Source organism: Halobellus marinus, assembly GCF_032113415.1.
In the GTDB taxonomy this organism is placed as follows: Archaea; Halobacteriota; Halobacteria; order Halobacteriales; family Haloferacaceae; genus Haloquadratum; species Haloquadratum marinus.
Window position 1 is genome coordinate 1646053 of record NZ_CP134946.1, and the last position, 19805, is coordinate 1665857.

Consider the following 19805-nt stretch of genomic DNA (forward strand, 5'->3'; position numbering starts at 1 on the left):
CCGCGGTATGCTTCCGAACAGCGATGGTCCTTCGAACGACGAGGGAACGGCGAAAATTTCGGATGTACGGGGCGCTCTGGCAGCCGTCACATCGTCGCTCGCGGGCGTCGACTCCGTGTTTGGCAGTCCGGACCGGAAAGCAGGGAATCCATCCCCGGACGGCGGCGTCCCGGCCGACGCCTGTAAGTGTCAGTCCTCCATCGAGCGGCCGCAGGGAACCGGGATCACGGATCGCCGGGAACTCGTTGTCGACGCGACTGCTTGCCCAGGCGACGGCGACCTCGCAGCCGCCCCCGCCTGTCGATCGACCGTGATATCGGCGCTCGCAGACCGTGACGCGGACGTCGTTCGGACGCGGAGCGACGGCCGGGAGCGGACGTACGCCGAGGAGTCGATGGGGCTCCTCCTCGCCGCGGGTCGCTTCGTCGAGCGTGTCGGGTTTCACGACGACTCGCTGGCCGAGCGGGCGCGCCGAGATCCCGTCGCCGCAGCGCACAGAGCAACCGGGCGAGCAGGAGCAGTCGCTCGCATCGCGGCCGAAACCGGCCTCACGGAGGGTGCCGCCCGCGTCGTCGGAGAGGCGACGGCGACCGGGAAGACCGACTCTACGCCGACCGGCGGCGACGCCTCCGTCGACCACCTGCCGCCGGGAAACGAAGACGCCTCGGTCGGCCGCCCGTCGCCGAGAAACGAAGACGCCTCCGTCAGCCACCTGTCGTCGAAGGACAGCGACGCCTCCGTCGATTACGACGATGTCCTGCGCGCCTACGTCGGACCGACGCTATCCCGATGTCGGGTATCCCGCCGGCCACCGGACGCCCCGATCCGTGAGACCCGCGATCTCGAAACCGGCGCGACGGTCCGGATCGTCGAAGCGACGGATGGGCCCCGATATCACCTTGCTCCCGTCGCCCACGAGCTCGACGCCGACGCGACGGCGACACTCGCGGCCGCCTACGATGTCCTCGCGAACGGCTCCGTCGGCGGCGGTGACCGGGCCGCGGGACGGGCGATCAGGCGCGTTGCTGACACGGATGATCCGATGGAGACGCTAACTGCGGTCCTCGAACGGCACACCCGCGGGTTGGGCGTCCTCGAGCACCTCTTCGCCGATGCACGCGTCTCTGAGGTCGTGGTCTCGGCGCCGGTAACGGACTCGCCAGTCAGAGTCGTTATCGACGGCGACCGCGTTCCGACGAACGTCCGGCTGACGCCCGACGGCGCCGCGTCCCTCGCCTCGCGCTTTCGACGGGAGAGCGGCCGCGCCTTCTCCCGCAGTTCCCCGACGCTCGATGCCGCGGTCGTCGCCGAGACCGGTCGACAGATCCGCGTCGCGAGCGTGACGGCGCCAGCCAGTGACGGTGTCGGATTCGCGTTTCGCGTCCGCGACGAGACGGCCTTCACGCTCGCGAGACTCGTGGCTGTCGGGTCGCTATCGCCCGCGGCGGCGGGGTTCCTCTCTCTCGTCGTCCAGCGCGGTGCGGCGACGATCGTCGCCGGCACGCGCGGCGCCGGCAAGACGACCCTCCTGGGAGCGCTCCTCTGGGAACTCCCCGAGTCGACGCGCCTGGTGAGCATCGAGGACACGCCGGAACTCCCGATCGAGGCACTCCGCGAGCACGGGCGTGACGTTCAGGCGCTTCATACTGATGTCGGGGAGGGAATCGAAGCGGCTGACAGCGCGGCCGGAGACGGGCGTGCGTTTTCGCCGACCGATGCCCTCCGGACAGCACTCAGACTCGGAGACGGCGCGCTCGCAATCGGCGAAGTCAGGGGCGAAGAGGCCGCCGCCCTCTACGAGGCGATGCGGATCGGTGCCCACGGCCACGCCGTCCTCGGGACAATCCACGGCGACTCCGCGGCCGCGGTCCGGGAGCGGGTCGTCTCGGATCTCGGCGTGCCGCCAGCCTCCTTCGCTGCGACGGACATCGTCGTCACCTGCGCCCACGACGGGGACTCCCGCCACGTCGCTGCAATCGAGGAGGTCCGTTCGACCGACGACGGGACGACCTTCGTCCCGCTGTACGAACGCGAGAACGCGAAGCTACACCCGACAGGCGTCGTGGCTCGCGGAGACAGCGCGGTCCTGGAACGGCTCCGTGCGAGCGGGGAATCATACGGCGACCTCCTCTCGCTACTGGAAGGGCAACGAAGGCGTTTCGAGCGGCTCGCGAGCGTCGGGCTGACCGCTCCCGGGGATCTCGATCGCTCGCACAGCGAGAGCCGATGACTGGATCGCACGCCCGCATCCACAGGCTCGCACGCGGGCTGGCGAAGTGGTATCCGAGATCAGTCGAGCCGACGACGGAGCTTCGCCGCTCGCTTTCCTTTCTCGAAAGCGACCTCCGAGCGGAGACTGTCGTCCGCGCGGGCTACGTAGCCGCCCTCCCGAGCGCGCTACTGGTTATCTGCGCCCTGTCGGTCGCCGTCCCCTCGCTTCCGCTCGCGGCCACGCTCCCGGCAGCCGCCGGAATCGGCCTCGGGACGACGCACGCCCTGCACCGACTTCCGGTCGCGGCTGCGACACTCCGGCGGACCCGGGCGCTCGGTGACGCCCCCGGACTCGTCGCCCGCGCTGCGCTCCGGCTCAGACTCGATGCGACCCCCGAGCGCGCAGCGATATTCGCCGCCAGGACCGGCGACGGCCCGCTTGCCCGCAGCCTCGCAGCGCACGCGGATCGAACTCGCCTCGGCCCGGCAGCCGGGTTCGAGGCCTTCGCCGACGAGTGGCAGCCGTGGTTCCCCGCGCTCGAACGCTCGGTTTCGCTGCTTTCTGCCGCCGTCGAGGCGCCGACCGGCGAGCGGGAGAGCGCACTCGATCGCGCACTGGAGACGATCCTCGACGGCGCCCGGAGCGAGATGGCCGACTTCGCCGGCAACGTCCGCGGACCGGCGAGTGGGATCTATGCGTTCGGGGTTCTCCTGCCCCTCGCGCTCGTCGGCGTGTTGCCCGCGGCCCGTGCCGCTGGCGTGGTCGTCCCTGCGACAGTGTTCATCGTACTCTACGACGTCGTCCTGCCGGTCGCACTCGTGGTTGCTGGCGTGTGGCTCCTCCTGCGCCGTCCGATTGCCGTGCCCCCGCCGCGGGTGACGAGGGCGCATCCCGACGTTCCATCGGGAGTGGCGCGCGGCATCGGCGCCGGGATCTGTGGGCTCGGCGTCGGGGCCATAGCTGGCTCGCTGGTCGCGACTTGGGCCACGCCGGTCGCCGCTGCGGGCCTTGGGACTGGCGCCGCGCTCGCGGTTCATTACCGTCCGATGCGGGCGGTACGTCGGGAAGTCCGGGAGATCGAATCCGGACTCGCTGACTCGACGGCGGTGGTCGGTCGCCGCGTGGGCGCCGGAGAATCAGTCGAGACGGCCATCGGAGCAGCCGCCGAGGCCACGACGGGACGGACTGCGGAACTCTTCGAATCCGCGGCTGGCGTCCAGCGTCGGCTGCGTGTCCCCATCTCCCGGGCGTTCCTCGGCGATCACGGCGCGCTCAGCGAGGTACCGAGCCCCAGGGCCCGTGCGACCGCCGAACTCTTTTCTGTCGCTGCCAGGGAGGGCCGTCCGTCCGGGCCGACACTCGTTACGCTGGCGGATCACCTGACAGAGCTCCGGCGAGTCCAGGCCGATGCACGCCGGGAGCTTGCGGCGATTACTGGTACACTCGCCCATACGGCGGCGCTGTTCGGGCCGCTCGTCGGCGGTGCGACCGTCGCGATGGCGACTCAGATGGCCGCGACGGAACCGACAGCCGTCGAGAGCGCCTCGCTGGGTGGCACTGCTGCACCGGGAGCCGCAACGCTCGCGCCGTCGACGCTCGGGATTGCCGTCGGCGTCTACGTGCTCGCGCTCGCGGTGATCCTCACCGCGGTGGCGACGGGCCTCGATCGCGGTCTCGATCGCTCGCTCGTCGGGTATCGCATCGGGCTGGCGATGTGTTCGGCGACGGCGGCGTATCTCGTGGCTTTCCTGGGTGCGTCGATGCTGTTCTGATACTGATTACTCTCATCTCTGACCGCCGAGCGCCGCCAACGGGGATGGAGCTCGGCGGGGAAAAGTGAGAGTAATAGTATGACTGAGCTCTCACTCCGGCGCCAGTATCGTCCGAGCGTTTATATACGGGGACGCGGCCAACCGCCCTATGTTCGACCTGCCGCTCGAAGCGTGGTACGGCTGGATCGGGCTGTCACTGGCGGGCGTCGCGCTCGTCGGCGCGGCAGCCGGGCTCCCGACAGCACCGCCGCCGGACGCCGAAGCCGTCGCCGGGACGGTCGACCGCGTCGCGGCCGCCGAGTACACCGCGACCGGGGAGCATCCGCTCGAAGCCGACGAGATTCGGCTCGGGGTCCGTCGAATCGGGCTCCGCTCGGACGCTGGCACGGCGCACGCGACGCTGGCGTTCGGCCCCGTCACGCCCGTCCCCGTCGGCGACTCGCCGCTCCGAGACGTCCTGTATGGCACGTCCCCGAGCCGGGTCTTTGATTCGCCACAGGCGTTCCGGGAAGCGATCGTCGGGGCGCGGGCCGATGGTCAGGACGCCACCTGGCGAGAGGTCGATCGAACGCTGATCGTCCGACGCGTCACCTGGGAGGGAGTGGATGTCGTCCTCGTCGATGCGTGAGGCATCTCCGCGGGAACCCTGCAGGTCCTCTCGCGCATTCTCCACCCGCTCCCGAGCACAGACGACGCCGGTCGTGGCACTGATCGCTCTCCTTGCGGTCTGTACCGGCGTCTCGCTGTATGCTACCTCACTCGGGGCTGTGGTGCCCACGGGGACCGACAACGCGCTCGCCGAGCCGACGCTCGATCGCGTGTACGATGCTGTGAGTGAGGGCGGGGTGGTCTCGCCGGTCGGCCTCTCTCGTGCCGAGACCGTCGCGCCCGATGGGCATCATCTCGCAGTCGTGGTCACGACGCCCGATGGTCGCTGGACGAACGGACGGATGTCTCCCGCAGGAGCAGGTTCTCCCGAGACGGCTGTCGATACCGCCGATCGCCCGGTGAGTGTCGCGCTCGGCGACGGCAGCGTCGTCTGGGGTCGGCTCCGCGTTTACGTGTGGCGATGAACGCGGCGATCGATGCGGTGCTGTGCCTGCTACTCATCTCGGCGGCCGTCGTCGGACTCGTCGGGGTCGACAGCCCGTCGACGGAAGACCCCGGACGGGCCGACGCCGTCGCGGCGACGCTTGCGACCACGACTGCGCAGGTCAACTACTCACTCGCGCCCGGACTCGAAGCCGCACGGGACTCCGAGAGGACACCGGGCAACCGGAGCAGCGCAGCGAGGAGTGGCTCACGGACCGGTGCGGCTGATTCGCCCGAACTCGATCGGACGGCACACGGTAGCCTCGGCGGACTCCTCGCGCGCGCCGCGACCGCAAACAGCGGTCTCGCCGGGAGTGGGATCACAGATGCGAACGGAACGTCCGCTGTGTCGGAACGGACGCCACTCACGCGAACCCGGATCGACTTCCGTCGCGCTGTTCGCGACGCGGTACGAGCCCGAACCGGCGCGCGGATCCGCATCGATGCGATCTGGCGACCGTATCCTGGAGCCCCGATCGGCGGCAGAGCCACCGTCGGCCCCGAGCCCCCGTCCACCGGGGTGGACGCCGCGACGCTCACGGTTCCCACTCGCGCCGATCCGGTCTCCGAGTCGGCGACGACCGATTTCGATGCGCTCGGGGCCGCGGTCGCAAACCGGACCGTTGCCGTCCTCGTGCCGCCCGGTCCCGCGCGGATCACGCTCCGTGGTGACGACCCGACCGCTGCCCTGGTTCGACATCGATACGACCGACTTGCAGCCGTGACGAACACCTCGCTCTCGACGCCGCTTGCGACTGAAGACACGGACGCGGCGAACGCTCGGCTCGCAGACGCGCTTGCGCCGCGGATGGCCGCGGACCTTCGGAATCGGTACGACGGCCCAACGGCGGCGGCCGAGAACGTCTCCGTCTCGTCGGTCCGGATCGTCGTCCAAACGTGGGACGCCGGTGAGGAGGCCCGCTGATGCGTCTCGCTGACGACGACCGCGCGCGGGTCCCGTTCGCGCTGATCGGCGTGTTGCTCCTGGTCGGCAGTTCGACCTTCGCAGCCTCGCTTGCGACGACAGGCCCCGCTCCGGTCGATCGATCGGCCGACGTCACGGCCGATCGCGTGGACGCCGAGGCGACGGCGGCACTCAGAACGGCAGTCCGTGACGCTGCCCGAGCCGCCGCCCGCGAACCGGTCACTGCCGCCGCGGAAAGTGAGGCGGGAGGGGCGTTGGCGGGAGCAAACACCTTTCGTCGATATCTCCGGCTCCGAATTTTCCTCGCCGCGCGGGACGCGATGGCGACCGTCGAACACCGGCGCGGGACGGCCCGGGCGCGCGTCTCCCTCGGGGAATCCGTCGACACCGTCCCGGAGGCGCTCCGTCACGTTTCGATATCGGGCGTCGACGACGGGACGGCGCTCCGCGTGACGATCCGCAATCTGACGATGACAATCGAGGAGAATGGCCGGGTGGTCGACAGAGAACGCGTGAATCGGACCGTCACCGTCGGTGTGCCCGTGCTGGCGCTGCACGACCGCACCCAGCGGTTCCAGTCCCGGCTCGACGCCGATCCGATCGAGTCGCCCGGGCTCGCGCGTCGACTGACGGTCGGCGTGACCGCAATCGCACAGGCGCGAGGACTCGGACAGTACGGCGGGCTTCCGATCGAGAACGTCCTCGCCAACCGACACGTCGCGCTCTCGACGAACGCGGGACTCCTCGACGCCCAGCGGGCCGCGTTCGGCCGAAGCGACCCCGACGCGGCGGCCGGCGTGCGCAGGGCGACGCTTCAGACGGGCGTCACGGACGTGTTCGACCCGCGGACGAACTCCCAGGTCGTGTCCGCAGCGACGGGACAACTGCCCGATCCGAACGCGCCCGAGCGGCGCGACGACGCAGACAGCGGAGCGCTCCCGGCGACGCGGACGATTTCGGTGGGCGTCAACGGGACCGCTGACCAGGCGTTTCTGGGACTGCTCCGCGGTGAGAACGGAGACCAGAGCCTCGAATCGATCAAGCGCGACGGCTACACCGCGACTGTCTCCGTCGGCGCCGACGTTTCGACCGTCCGAAACGACCACCCACCGTCGCCGCGCGCACCCGGCGAGAACTGGACGCTCGTCTACTCTCACACCTCGATTGACGTCTCGGTCGAGGGTAGCGGGCGCCGAACCGACGTCGTCCGGGCTGGGCTCGGAGAGAGACGCCTTTACACCGCAACCCGACGGGTCGTCGAGCGTCACACCATCGAACGGACGTGGGTGAAGGTCAACGAGACGCCGCGGACGACGACTGCATCCTGGCGCGACATCTCCCGCGTCCGGGTGACTGTCCAGGGTCGCCTCAGTGACGTTCCGGGCCCGTCTGAACCTGTCCGCCCGGTTTTCGAGTCTGCCGGTCCGCTTTCCGGCCCCAACCTCAGAGAGGGGGATGCAGCGAGTCGCCGTCTGGTGTCGGACCTCGGCGGTGCCGACGCCATCGCCCGGCGGGCAGTGACCGGTGGGCGAACGAGTGCGTCGACGACAGTCACTGGGGATCGACCGCGGGATCTCAAGCCGTGGGTCTACGAGGACCTCACAGATCTCCGCGACCGCGTCAGAGAACTCTCCGTCGAGGTGCCCGCCAGCGACGCCGCTACCGGTCGCGTCAACGGTGCAGCCCGGCTCGCCGCGCTCGTTCGCGAGCGGCGTGCGGAACTGATCGATGCGCCATCCCGGTACGACGGCGTGGCCGATCGGACCCGCGTGGCTGCCCGGGCGGCGTATCTCGATCGGGTCATCGCTCGTCTCGACGCCCGTGCGGAACAGACCCGCGAGCAGAACGCCGGCATCGGTCGCGCGTTCGACGCGAAGGGGATCGCCGCCTCGCGTGCAAATAAGCTCGCGGATCTCACGCCCGATCCGCCATCACCGGAAAAAGAGTTCGGCAGTCGATCGGGCGTGCGCGGGGAGACCACGCTGGTCCCGGACGGCGATCCTGCGTACCTCTCATCTGAACCGGTCGACGGCGCGCTCGTCGATGGCATCGCGGACGACGAGCAGTACGTCGGGCTTGCGGTCCGGAACGTGAACCTCTTCGCCGTTCCCTACGGCGACACCGCCGACATCGTCACCCGGACGCTCCTGGGAGATCCGGGACGGGTCTCGCTGCGCGCCGCTGGCCAGTCGCTCATCGCCGCCGGTCGAGCGCTTGCGTCGTCGTCGAACGCGACGCTCCGGGCCCGCAGAAATCACCTGCAAACGAAAGTCGCCGACTCGCTTGGCCCGGTTCGACGGCGAGCGAAGCGAACCCTGGCAACTGAAACGTCGCTTTCGCGGGCCGAACGCAAGTCGGTCGTCGAGCGGGCGTTGGCGCGATGGGGCGGCCCCGGACCGCAGGCGGTCGCGGCCGCGAACGGGTCGCTGGCGCGGACGACGGCGTCGCTCGCCGTCGCCGAGTCGGCAGCGAGTGGTCGAACGGACGACTCGGTCGCCGAGGATCGCATCCGAACGGCGCTTCGTGTCGATCTCCGGCGTGTAGCGACCTCCGAGTCGGTTCGTGTCTCGCAGGCGGCGGTCGAGGAAGCTGTGTCCGCGACCCGCAAAGCCGCCGAGAAGCAAGCAGAGGAGACAGCAAAGCGCGCGACTGAGAAAGGGATCGACCGCGCGACCGACGGCCGCGTCGGCGGTATCCCGGCCGGGTTACCGATCTCGCCGACGCTCAGCCCCTGGATCGCGACCACGAACGTCTGGATAATCGAGTCACGAGGCGCCTACGGCCGCTTTGCGGTGACGACGGCGGCCGGCGAGACGACGTACGTTCGCGACGGCACGGCGGTCTCGCTCGATGTCGACGACGACGGGAGCGCGGAGCTGCTTGGACGAAACGAGCGAATCGATTTCCGCGTCCGGACGGTCGCGGTCGTGGCCGTTCCCGCCGGCGGACTCGGCGTCGGCGACAGAGACGGCAACGTCGACGAGCGGTCGGTGGCCTGGCGCGATCCCGAGCCCGGACCACGGTGCGTCACGCCGACTGGACGCTGTTCGCGGGAGTGAGAAAAGGAAAAGCCGAGAAGGAAGCGGAGGAGAAAGCGCTGCTACCGCAGTCGATCGGCGATGAGGCCTTCGAGGTCGTCGCGGAACTCCTCGACCTCGATCTCCTCGAGGACGGGCACGAAGAAGCCCTCGACGAGCATATTCCGGGCCTGCTCCGGCGGAACCGACCGGGAGGTCATATAGAAGAGGTCCTCCTGGTCGACCTGGCCGACCGTCGCGGAGTGGGAGGCCTCGGTGTCGTGGTTGTTGATGATCAGCTTCGGCGAGGCGTCGGCCTCGCTCTCGTCTGAGAGCATCAGCGTGTTCTCACGCTGGTAGGAACTGGTGTTCCAGGCGTCGCGGCCGACGTCCTGGACGCCCTCGTAGACCGACCGGGCCTGGTCGTCGAGGACGCCGCGGGTGACCAGATCCGCGGTCGTGTTCTCGGCCTGGTGCCAGACGCGGGCGTTGACGTCGAAGTGCTGGCCGCCGTGGCCGAAGAACGCGCCGACGATCTTCGTCTCCGCGGAGTCGCCGTTGAGTTCCGACTCGACGTCGCTTCTGGTCAGCCGCGAGCCGAGGTTGCCCTCGATCCAGTTGACCGTTCCGTAGGTGTCGATGTCCGCACGCTTGAGCGTGTAGCTGTAGGTGTCCTCGTCGAGGTCCTGCAGCGAGCCGTACTGGACGTAGGAGTTCTCGCCCGCGTCGATCTCGACGAGGTTCGAGAAGTACCGCGATTCGGCGTCGACGGCGTCTCGCGGGCTCTGCCCGCTCGACGATTCGGAGGCGCTTCGCGCCTCCCCCTCCCCGGACTCGATGCTCTCTAAGATCGTGACCGACGAGGACTTTTCGGTGACGACGAGCGTGTGGCTGAACAGCGAGCGGGAGTTCATCTCCGCGCGGATCGTCACGTCCTCGGCGTCGACGCCCTCGGGGACGTAGACGACTGTGCCGGTGGTGAAAAGCGCCGCCGACAGCGCGGTGAGGTAGTTCTCCTGGGGGTCGATCGTCGACCCGAAGGCGGATTCGACGAGATCCGGATGTTCCTCCAGCGCTTCGGTGAACGTGAGCACCTCGATGCCCTCGTCGGACGTCCGCTCGGTCTCGTCGGCCTGGTCGAGCGGATCGACCAGCGCCTCGAAGTCGAGCGCTTCCAGGTTCGTCCACCGACGGCCGGGCGTCTGGATGACGTCCGGCAGATCGAGCGTCTCGAGCGCCTCCAGGGCGTCGAGGCGGGCCTCGCGGAGCCACTCGGGTTCCTCTCGCCGCTCGGAGATCTCCTCGACCGTCTCCGGAGAGAGGTTCGCGGGTAGTTGTGTGCCGCTCATACTATCCGAGGCTTCCCTCCATCTCGAGTTCGACGAGGCGGTTGAGTTCGACCGCGTACTCGATGGGCAGTTCTTCCGTGATCGGCTCGATGAAGCCCGAGACGATCATCTGCTTTGCGTCGTCGTCGTCGAGGCCGCGCGACTGGAGGTAGAAGACGTCCTCGTCGCCGATCTTCCCCACCGTCGCCTCGTGGGCGACGTCGACCTTCGACTCGTTGATCTCCATATACGGCATCGTGTCCGACGTCGACTCGTTGTCGAACATCAGCGCGTCACACTCGACGGACGTCGAGGAGTTCTCGGCGCCGTCGGCGATGTGGACCAGTCCCCGGTAGTTGGTGCGGCCGCCGTCCTTCGAGATCGACTTCGACTCGATCGTCGATTTCGTGTCGGGGGCGTTGTGGTAGACCTTCGCGCCGGTGTCGATGTTCTGCCCCTCGCCCGCGAAGGCGATGGTGATGTGGTTGTCGGAGGCGCCGCGACCCTTCAGGACCGTCGAGGGGTACAGCATCGTCGCCTTCGACCCCATCGAGCCGGAGATCCACTCCATCCGGCCGCCCGCTTCGACCAAGGCGCGCTTGGTGTTGAGGTTGTAGGTGTTCTTCGACCAGTTCTGCACCGTGGAGTACTGGACGTGAGCGTCTTCGCCGACGAACACTTCGACACCGCCGGAGTGGAGGTTGAAGGCGGAGTACTTCGGGGCCGAACAGCCCTCGATGTAGTGGACCTCCGAACCCTCCTCGGCGACGATGAGCGTGTGCTCGAACTGGCCCATCCCTTCGGAGTTCATCCGGAAGTACGCTTGGACGGGCATCTCGACGGTGACGTCCTCGGGGACGTAGACGAACGAGCCGCCGGACCAGACGGCACCGTGCAGGGCGGCGAACTTGTTGTCGCTCGGGGGGACGCACTTCGTCATGAAGTGCTCTTTGACGATCTCTCCGTGCTCCTGGACGGCCTTGTCCATGTTGCAGAAGATGACTCCCTTCTCCTCCCAGCGTTCCTGCATATTCTGGTAGACGACCTCCGACTCGTACTGGGCGCCGACGCCCGAGAGGGCGTTCTTCTCGGCTTCGGGGATACCCAGTTTGTCGAAGGTGTCTTTGATCTCGTCGGGGAGTTCCGTCCAGTCGTCGACGCCCGCGCGGACGTCGACGTCGGGCCGGATGTACGGGACGATCTCGGCGATGTCGACCTCCGAGAGGTCGGGCTGGCCGGGCCAGTCGGTCGGCATCGGCATCGCCTGGAACTGTTCGAGAGCCCGGAGACGGCGGTTCAGCATCCACTCGGGCTCGTCTTTGTCCTCGGAGATGACCCGGACGGTCTCCTCCGTCAGGCCCTTTTCGGTCTGGAACGCCGAGGCTTCCTCCTTCTTGAAGTCGAAGCGCGCTTCGGTGTCCGTGTCTTTGAGGTGATCTTGTTCTGAACTCATAGTGTGTAGTGTGTATTTACGATTCGTTGCTTATCAGTCTGTGCGTAACTAAACATAGTTACGCCGTCTCGTAGGCTTCCTCTCGGACCCAGTCGTATCCCTCGTCCTCGAGCGCTTCGGCGAGCGATGCGTCGCCGCTCTTTGCGATCTTGCCGTCGAGCATCACGTGGACGTGATCGGGTTCGACGTAATCGAGGATCCGCTGGTAGTGCGTAATCTGGAGAACGCCCGTTCCCTGTTCGTCGCGGAGGGCGTTGATGCCGTCAGCGACGTCCTGCAGTCGGTCGATGTCCAGCCCGGAGTCTATCTCGTCGAGGACGGCGATCGACGGTTCGAGGATGGCTGCCTGCAGCACCTCGTTTTGCTTCTTCTCGCCGCCGGAGAAGCCCGCGTTGAGGTACCGCTGCATAAACTTCTCGTCCATATCCAGGAGATCCATCTTCTCTTTGAGGAGCGACTGGAACTCCGCGACGCCGATCTCGTCGTCGTCGGCCGGCCCCTCCATCGGGGAGGTCTCGTAGCCCGCGTCGTCATCGTCGTCCTCGTCGGTCTCAGCCTCCTCGTCCTCGAAGAGTTCCTCGCGCTCTTCGAGTTTGGCGTTCAGCGCCGTTCGGAGGAAGTTCGTCATCGTGACGCCCTCGATCTCGGCCGGATACTGGAAACCGAGGAAGATACCGAGCGCCGCTCGCTCGTTCGGTTCCAGATCGAGGAGGTCCCAGGTGCGCTTGTCGGCCGGGATGTCGATTTCGTCGCCGAACTCCCCTTCCTCGAGGTGGAGCAGTACCTCGCCCTCAGTTACTTCGTAGGCCGGGTGTCCAGCGATGATCTTCGCCGTCGTCGATTTCCCTGACCCGTTCGGACCCATCAGGGCGTGAATTTCGCCGGAGTTGACCTCTAGATCGACGCCACGAAGGATCTGTTCGCCACCGTCTTCTGCCACGCTCGCGTGAAGGTTGTTGATTTCAAGTGTAGCCATCTGTTTCGTTGCCTCGTACCTGCCAAGTAGGCCGTGACACCCATAATGGTTACGCATTTACCAGTAGACGCTTTATTGTATGGAAAATTTATTTTCGTTTCGCAAAACCCCGCCGGACCCGACGCCGGTCGAAGCGGCCTATGTGAAGCTTCCGAGCCCCGTCTGTTCCTGTCCGGATTTCACTTCCTCCCAGGACATCCCCAGCGCCTCGATGATCCGTGCGATCGGTCCCTTCAGTGTCTTTTCGAGCATCTTCTCCCAGTCGACCTCGAACGCCTCCGGGAGCTGGTCGTCGTACTCGATGCAGATCACGTCCGGGTCGCGCTTGAACTCGCCGTACAGCTGATCGCGCTGCGGATCGAAGCCCTCCTCGCTTTCCATCCGGCGGAACCACGAGGGGTGGACCTTCCGGAGGTAGAGGCGCTTCGGTTTCGACCCGCGGCCGAAGTTCGTCCCGAGGAACTCGTTTGCGTACTTCGCGCCGCGGACCTGCGCGGTGTCGGTGTCGTAGGCGTCGAGTCGCTTGCCGATCCCGCCGGGAATGCCGATGTCCTCGACGGGGACCTCGCCGGACTCGAAGTCGGAGATGACCTCGTGGAGGTACTCTTTGATCTCGTCTGTCGCCTCGCCGTGGACGATCATCTCGATCACGCGCTTTTGAACCTCCTTCGTGATCGGCGCGATGTCCGAGCGCTTGTACTCGAAGCCCGTGATGTCGATGTCGTCGACGTCTTTGCCCTCCTTCCAGACGATGTGGCCCGCGTAGCGCTTCTTTTTGCCCGCCTGGAAGAACCGGCGGTAGAGCTTCTCGAACTCGATCTGGAAGCGGTGGTGGGCGGCGTCCAGTTCCCGGAGCGCGAACTCGTCGTAGGAGTCGTTGATGTACTCCTCTAACTCGAAGGACTGCTCGATGGCCTCCTCTTTGGACACATCCTGTCCGAGTTCCAACATGACGCTGTCCGTGTCACCATATATCACTTCGTTGCCAAGTTCGTTCGCGGCCTCGGCCGTGTGTTCGATCACCTCACGTCCCGTTGCAGTGACGGCAGCGCCCATTTCCTTGTCGTACAGGCGGAAGCGATCCCAGCCAAGAACGCCGTACAACGAGTTCCCAGTCCACTGGTAATTTCCGTTCCGACCAGCGAGGAGCGTGTGATTGTCAGCGACCGTCACGCAGTAGACGCCGTCGTCGGCCGTACTCCGGCTGCCACTGCGATGCATCCGAATCGAGTTCTTCGCGTCCTCGGTGCAGTAGATCCGCCACGACCCGCTATCGCGGTTGTAACTCGCCGTCTTACCGAGGTGTGCGCAGAGTCGGAGCACGTCGTCGCGGAGCTGCTCACTCGACGTCGTGTACCGCCAGGAGTTCGGCTGTCGGTCGCCGTCGCCCGCGACGAGCGTATCGAGGAACTGACGTTTCTGTTCTTCCGTGGCCTCGAAGACGAGGTCGGGAATCCGTTTCTCGAAACTGCCGTCGCCGCAGAGACGGCCGAGCAGGTCTCCGAGAAGCTTCGAGGTGAACTGATAGGACCGGTCGTCGACGTAGTAATCCACGTCGAGGTCGTCAAGCAGCTCCCCGATGCGGGTGTGTGAATCCGTCCGCGTTGACGTCCCTCCGTCTGTGACGGCGTCCTGTGCGATCTGTATCTTCGTTGCAGATCCGCGGAAGTTTTCGCCGAACTCCCGATCCTCGGAGGTGTAGACGTTCCCCTCAGTGATGTACCACGCGAGAAGTTCGAGGAAGTCGTCGGCGTCGTACGTTCGCGGGATCCACTTTCGGCCCGACTCGCGGTGGACGAAACTCCGCTCGCAGACCGATTCGATGTACTCGCGGTGCGCTTCGAACTCCTCGGCGGTGAAGACGTATCCGGTCTCCCCGACGTCTGCCTTCGGGACGCGCCGCGGCGTCCAGCCGAGTTCGGCGGTGAAGGTGTGGCCGTGGACCGCGGGTCGAACCCACACCTCGTAGTCGCCGTCGATCAGCTCCGTCAGGTCGACCTCGTCGATCTCTTCACCCTCCTCGACCGACCAGTCGTGCGGCAGTTCGTAGTGGGAGTAGTCGTCCAGATCGCCGGCTTCGACGAACCGAAAATCCTCCCACGTCGCGCCGTTTGTCGCGTTCTTCCGGACCAGCATTCGGTGGTTCGGGGTCACCCGGAAGTCGGTCTTGCTGGTCTGGATGTCGACGAGTTCCCCGCGATAGTCGGGGTACTCGTGGGTCTCCTCGACGGGCTTTACCTCCATCTGATTCGTGTCCGGATCTAAGGAGTAGACCTCGTCGCCGACGTCGAGATCGCGGATGTTCCGGACGCCGTCGGGCGTGAGCACGTCGGTGTCCGGCGTGAAACAGTTCATTATGACCTTGACAGCTGCCTGCTGTCGGTCGTACTGCTCGTAGGTGGCGGTGTCGGGTTGGTGGTCGTTCCGCAAAGATTTCTTCTCCTCGCGCTCCGCGAGGAGGTCGTCGATCATCTCGCGGATGATACCGTCTGGGTCCCGGCGGAAGTGCGTCCCGTTCGGCGCCCGGAAGGTGTCGTCGTCGTACTCGTCGGGATCGACCTTCGTCTCCGGGGATGCGTTGATCGTTACCATACACATCGGGTAGAGCGATTTTAAGTCCAGTACGGTGACGTTTTCTTTCACCCCCGTGATCGGATCGAAGACGGCCCCGCCCTCGTAGTCCTCGGCGTCGGCCTGGCCCTTCGACGGGAGCGCAAAGCGGCCGTGGGCTTCGTGGAGGATGTAGAGGTCGACGGTGTCGCCCGGCGTGGTCGCGTCTTCGAGTTTGCACCCGACGAACGTCCGCACTTCGTCCCAGAAGGCGATCACGTCCTGCTTGCGGTCGATCTCGACGCAGAGTTCCACGTCGCGGACGTTGTATTCGAGCAGGCGCTCGGGATCCTGCTCCCAGAGGTCGCCGATGTCGCCGGCGTAGCGCTCCTTGCCGACGTCGAGTTCGAGTTCGCCGACGGCGTCGAGGCGGTAGGACTCCAGTTCGGTGAACTGCGTGCGCTTGTACGCGTAGAGCAGGTCGAAGACGACGCGACCCTTCACGTTCGGGCCGCCCCACCCGCTGCGCCAGACCTCGCCGATGCGGGAGAGCCGCTCCGGATCGAGGTCGTAGTCGGAAGTAGGATCCAGGACGTCCATCCGGTCGAGGAGATACGGCATATCGAAGTCCTCGAAATTCCAGCCCGTCAGGAGATCTGCGTCGGTTTTTTCGATGTACGACACGAACGCATCGAGCATCTCACCCTCCTCCGCGAAGGTGCGGACGTCGATCTCGGTGTCCTCGCGAAGCGTCTCGTAGTCGTCGAGCGCGTCGGGGCTGTCGACGCCGTCGCCGGCCTCGGGGGCGTCGTAGAGCCACGCGACGTACTCGTCGCGGTAGGAGTCGTGACTCGTGAGGCAGACGATCGGTTCCTCGCCGTCCTCGGGGAAGCCCGAGCGGTCGTCGACCTCGATGTCGAAGGTGTTCACGCGGAGGTCGGCCTCGACCTCGACCGGTTCGATCTCGTCGTGGGGGATCTGGATCGTGTCGTTTGCTTCCCCGTCGACCTCGTCATCCTCGCCGTTCCCGAGCCGCCGGGCGGGCACGCGAATGCCGCTCTTGATGTCCTTGTCGATGAGCAGCCGGTTCGGGAAGAGGATATCCGCCTCGTAGTGGTCGAACTCGTCGCGGATCTGTCCCACGTCGCGGGGCGTGCGGGTACAGATCTTCGTCAGTTCGTCCCCGCGGATGCTCTGATACCCCTCGTCGGTGCGCGTGATGACGTCCTTGTCGAGTTTCTCGTCGTCCAGGGAGTCGGTCGGCGCGTAGAAGTACGGCTCGAACCCGAGGACGCGGACGTGTTCGGTCTCGTTGTCGGCGGTCCGTCCGAAGACGTGGAGGACGGGGTACTCCCGGCGGCCGCTGCCCTCGATGGTGTAGTTCACCTGCGTGACCATCAGTTCGACCGTGCCGTCGGCGTCGGGAAAGCGGATGTCCTCGGCGTCGACGACCTCCGAGACGTGCTGGCTACCGTTGCCCGCCACCGCGATCGCCTCCGCGTCGGGCCGGGCATCAGCGGCGGTGTTGTCCCCACCGCCACCCCAATCGTCTGTGAGCCCTGCCTGTTTCATAGCAACGCGTTCGGCGGTCCCGAGTAAAAGGTTCGGCATTCCGGTGGACCGGTGTGGCCGAAGTGCCGCAGCCGCTGAGGAAAACTGTTTGCCACCGACGAGGCGAACGTTGGGACGGACGCAAGACCTATAGTGTGTTACTTCTTACCAAATCTCACGATGACCGACCGAGCTGACACAGAGCGGACGAATCGGTCGTCAGCCGCGCCGACGCGGCTGGGTGAAGCGAGCGCTCTCGAGGACGTGGAATCCTACGAGGTCGACGGCGGGATCGTCTTCTACGACCCGCAGAACCCGCTCGCGTGGGTCGAAACGTCGGAGACGGTGATGCTCACCGAGCACTGCTGATCGGCGATAGACTGTTCGTCGACGGCTCATTCCTGACCGCGCGGCGGACTGCTCGTCGACAGCTCATCCTCTCTCGTCGCGACCGCCCGAGAACGAACTGCTTTTGCGAACGCCGGCCCTCCACAGACGTGTGCCGTCGGATTTCGACAAGTGGCCCGACGAACCTGACGAACCCGATCCCGAGGGACGCTGGGACGCGCCCGAGGAGGATCTCGTCTCGGTCCCGTCGGTCGAGATTCCCGGCGACGGCGACGAGGCCGAGGACCTCGGCGTCGAGATCGACGGCGACCTGGCGAAGTTCTTCTGGGCGACCGTCGTCTACGCCAACGTCGCCATCGCCGGGATCAGCATCGGGCTGCTACTCGTCGGTTTCCGGGAGCAGTGGGCCTGGGGCGGTGGCGCCATCGCCGTCGGGATGTTTGCACTCTACCGCACGTACGATCTCTATCGGACGTACCAGCGAGAAGTCGCCGCCGACGAGAACGACGCAGCCGCGTCCGACGGGAGCCCCGAGGCGGAGACTAGCGGCGAAGACGCCGAAGAGTGAGACGTCCGCTGGACCTGTTGGTACGAGCACTCCCTGATACTGTCGGACGTAACTATCCGGAAATTCTCGGCACCCCGAGGTACTGAAATGTTCCACGAACTTGTCCGCCAGTATGAGTATGGGTCCGCGGGCGCAGTTTCTCCCCGACTGTGGGTCCGCCGGCGCAATCCCTATGCAACCGCCGGTCCTCCTGGCGACTATGCGGACCGTTCACGACGCGTCCGGCGACCGATATCTCCTGGTCAAACGCTCGGGGGAATCGAGCCGGGTACGTGACCCGAGGACCGGCGATGAGCAGTATCTGCCGAACGCGGAGTTGACATTCGATGATAACGACGAGGCGCCGCTTTCGGTCGCCGCGATGGCGGTCTCAGAGCCCGTGCGCCGCGTCGTGAGCGCTGCCCACGACGACCGCTCGCTGGGGCTGCTCGTGGAACTTGCCGACCGTGGACCGCTTTCGGTCGTCGAACTGCTCGACGCCTACGACCTCTGTGAGTCCGACCTTCAGGGCCTCCTCGCGGAGTTTCGCGCTGCGGGGCTCCTCGCCGAGGCGACCGTCCACGGCGAGCGCGGCTACGACGCCACCGACGTGACACGACGCGCGGTGGCGTCGCTCAGGGAAAGCGAGTAGGCCGAAAACAGCCGACAAGCGGTCGACCGAAACGGGGCGGTGCCGTTAGCCAGGCCGGCCGAAACGAGGCGACGGTCTTTTTCAGGCGAACGCCCTGCTGGCTTCGCCGTCCGTCGCAGCGTCCGCCCGGATCTTCTCCCACGCCGAGAGGAAGTCTGCCATCGTGATCTCCGTCCGGTCCTCGCGGATGGCGAACATCCCTGCCTCCGTGCACATCGCTTTGATGTCCGCGCCAGAGGCGTCGTCGGCCAGGTCAGCGAGGTGCTCGAAGTCGACGTCGTCGGCGACGTTCATATCCCGGGTGTGGATCTTGAAGATGATCGCACGCCCCTCTCGGCCGGGCTTCGGCACCTCGATGAGGCGGTCGAAGCGGCCGGGGCGGAGGATCGCCTCGTCGAGCATATCGAAGCGGTTCGTCGCGGCGATGATGCGCACCTCGCCGCGCTCGTCGAAGCCGTCCATCTCCGAGAGCAGCTGCATCATCGTCCGCTGGACCTCCGCGTCGCCGGAGGTCTTCGAGTCCGTCCGCTTCGAGGCGATGGCGTCGATCTCGTCGATGAACAGCACCGCCGGCTCGTTCTCGCGGGCGACCTCGAAGAGGTCGCGAACCAGCTTCGCGCCCTCGCCGATGAACTTGTGGACCAGTTCCGACCCGGCCATCTTGATGAAGGTGGCGTCGGTCTGGTTCGCGACGGCCTTCGCGAGCATCGTCTTCCCCGTCCCGGGCGGCCCGTACAGGAGCACGCCCGAGGGGGGCTGGATGCCGACCTTCTCGAACATCTCAGGTGACTCCAGCGGCATCTCGACGGTCTCCCGAACCTCCTGCATCTGGTCTTCGAGCCCGCCGATATCCTCGTAGGTGACGTCGGGGCTGTGGTCGACCTGCATCACCCGGGCGCGGACGTCGGTCTCGTTGTCGAGGCGCTTGACGATCGACAGGGAGTTGTTGACGGCCACGCGCGCGTCCGGTTCGAGGTCCTCGCGCATCTCCTCGGTGACCTCGGTGAGCGCCTCCTGGTTGTTGCCGTGCTGTTTGATCACGACGCCGTCCTCGCCGATCTCCTGGACGGTCGCGACGAACAGCGGCGACTGCTTGAGCTTCTTGTTTTCGTGGGTCAGCCGTTCGAGCTTCTGCTGGTACTTGTTGTTCTCCGCGTTCGCGTCCAGCAGCTTGTCCCGCATCTCTTCGTTTTGGGACTCGAGAACGTCCAGACGCTCTCTGAGCGCCCGGATCTTCTCCTGCTGCGACGCCGACTCGTCGTACGGGAGTTCGACGTCGTCCACAGTATCAGTCATCACTGTTCGTAAGGTGGGACTTCTTAAGAGACTTCGGGTCAGCGAAGTCTCGGCGGCACCGACAGCGCATTTCTACGTTGTCTGCG

14 protein-coding genes are annotated in these 19805 nt (G+C 66.3%); 9 read left to right on the forward strand and 5 right to left on the reverse strand.

Features of this window, described 5'->3' with window-relative positions; genetic code table 11:
• Window positions 1–7 precede the first annotated feature (7 nt).
• The 6 genes from RJT37_RS08480 (at window position 8) to RJT37_RS08505 (ending at window position 9060) form a co-directional block, all read left to right on the forward strand.
• Complete coding sequence (locus RJT37_RS08480) at window positions 8–2230, forward strand: ATPase, T2SS/T4P/T4SS family (RefSeq protein WP_313689446.1); 2223 nt, start codon at window positions 8–10, stop codon at window positions 2228–2230.
• Window positions 2227–3984, forward strand: a complete 1758-nt coding sequence (locus tag RJT37_RS08485) for a type II secretion system protein (RefSeq protein ID WP_313689448.1) — start codon at window positions 2227–2229, stop codon at window positions 3982–3984. The genes RJT37_RS08480 and RJT37_RS08485 overlap by 4 nt, the downstream gene beginning before the upstream one ends.
• A 148-nt stretch (window positions 3985–4132) precedes the next feature.
• Window positions 4133–4612, forward strand: a complete 480-nt coding sequence (locus RJT37_RS08490; protein ID WP_313689451.1) for a DUF7283 family protein — start codon at window positions 4133–4135, stop codon at window positions 4610–4612.
• A 73-nt stretch (window positions 4613–4685) separates the two neighbouring features.
• Window positions 4686–5057: a DUF7285 family protein gene (locus tag RJT37_RS08495; RefSeq protein ID WP_313689454.1), complete on the forward strand. Its 372-nt coding sequence runs from the start codon at window positions 4686–4688 to the stop codon at window positions 5055–5057.
• Window positions 5054–6001 carry a DUF7284 family protein gene (locus tag RJT37_RS08500; protein WP_313689916.1) on the forward strand — a complete coding sequence of 316 codons (948 nt, stop codon included), beginning with the start codon at window positions 5054–5056 and terminating at the stop codon, window positions 5999–6001. The genes RJT37_RS08495 and RJT37_RS08500 overlap by 4 nt, the downstream gene beginning before the upstream one ends.
• The gene (locus RJT37_RS08505) at window positions 6001–9060 is read left to right on the forward strand and encodes a DUF7286 family protein (protein WP_313689457.1); all 3060 of its coding nucleotides are present in this window, start codon (window positions 6001–6003) and stop codon (window positions 9058–9060) included. The genes RJT37_RS08500 and RJT37_RS08505 overlap by 1 nt, the downstream gene beginning before the upstream one ends.
• Before the next feature lie 41 nt (window positions 9061–9101).
• Here RJT37_RS08505 and sufD read toward each other — a convergent pair whose 3' ends face one another.
• The 4 genes from sufD to RJT37_RS08525 form a co-directional block, all read right to left on the reverse strand.
• The gene (gene sufD / locus RJT37_RS08510) at window positions 9102–10367 is read right to left on the reverse strand and encodes a Fe-S cluster assembly protein SufD (protein ID WP_313689459.1); all 1266 of its coding nucleotides are present in this window, start codon (window positions 10365–10367) and stop codon (window positions 9102–9104) included.
• A 1-nt stretch (window position 10368) separates the two neighbouring features.
• Window positions 10369–11799 carry a Fe-S cluster assembly protein SufB gene (gene sufB / locus RJT37_RS08515; protein ID WP_311170958.1) on the reverse strand — a complete coding sequence of 477 codons (1431 nt, stop codon included), beginning with the start codon at window positions 11797–11799 and terminating at the stop codon, window positions 10369–10371.
• A 58-nt stretch (window positions 11800–11857) separates the two neighbouring features.
• Entirely contained in the window at window positions 11858–12775 is a 918-nt protein-coding gene (locus RJT37_RS08520) for an ABC transporter ATP-binding protein (RefSeq protein WP_313689462.1), read from the reverse strand.
• Window positions 12776–12913: 138 nt separating this feature from the next.
• Complete coding sequence (locus RJT37_RS08525) at window positions 12914–16897, reverse strand: DNA polymerase domain-containing protein (RefSeq protein WP_313689464.1); 3984 nt, start codon at window positions 16895–16897, stop codon at window positions 12914–12916.
• 159 nt (window positions 16898–17056) lie between these two features.
• Here RJT37_RS08525 and RJT37_RS08530 point away from each other — a divergent pair, with 159 nt between their 5' ends.
• From RJT37_RS08530 to RJT37_RS08540, 3 genes are all read left to right on the forward strand, one after another.
• Complete coding sequence (locus RJT37_RS08530; RefSeq protein ID WP_311170955.1) at window positions 17057–17245, forward strand: DUF7331 family protein; 189 nt, start codon at window positions 17057–17059, stop codon at window positions 17243–17245.
• A gap of 130 nt (window positions 17246–17375) precedes the next feature.
• A complete protein-coding gene (locus RJT37_RS08535) occupies window positions 17376–17792 on the forward strand; it encodes a DUF7322 domain-containing protein (protein WP_313689466.1) in 417 nt (138 codons plus the stop codon).
• 199 nt (window positions 17793–17991) lie between these two features.
• Window positions 17992–18423, forward strand: a complete 432-nt coding sequence (locus tag RJT37_RS08540; protein ID WP_313689919.1) for a DUF7346 family protein — start codon at window positions 17992–17994, stop codon at window positions 18421–18423.
• Window positions 18424–18504: 81 nt separating this feature from the next.
• Here the strand turns inward: RJT37_RS08540 and pan1 are convergent, their stop codons facing one another.
• On the reverse strand, window positions 18505–19719 hold the full coding sequence (gene pan1 / locus RJT37_RS08545) for a proteasome-activating nucleotidase Pan1 (protein WP_311170952.1): 1215 nt from the start codon (window positions 19717–19719) through the stop codon (window positions 18505–18507).
• Between the last annotated feature and the right edge of the window lie 86 nt (window positions 19720–19805).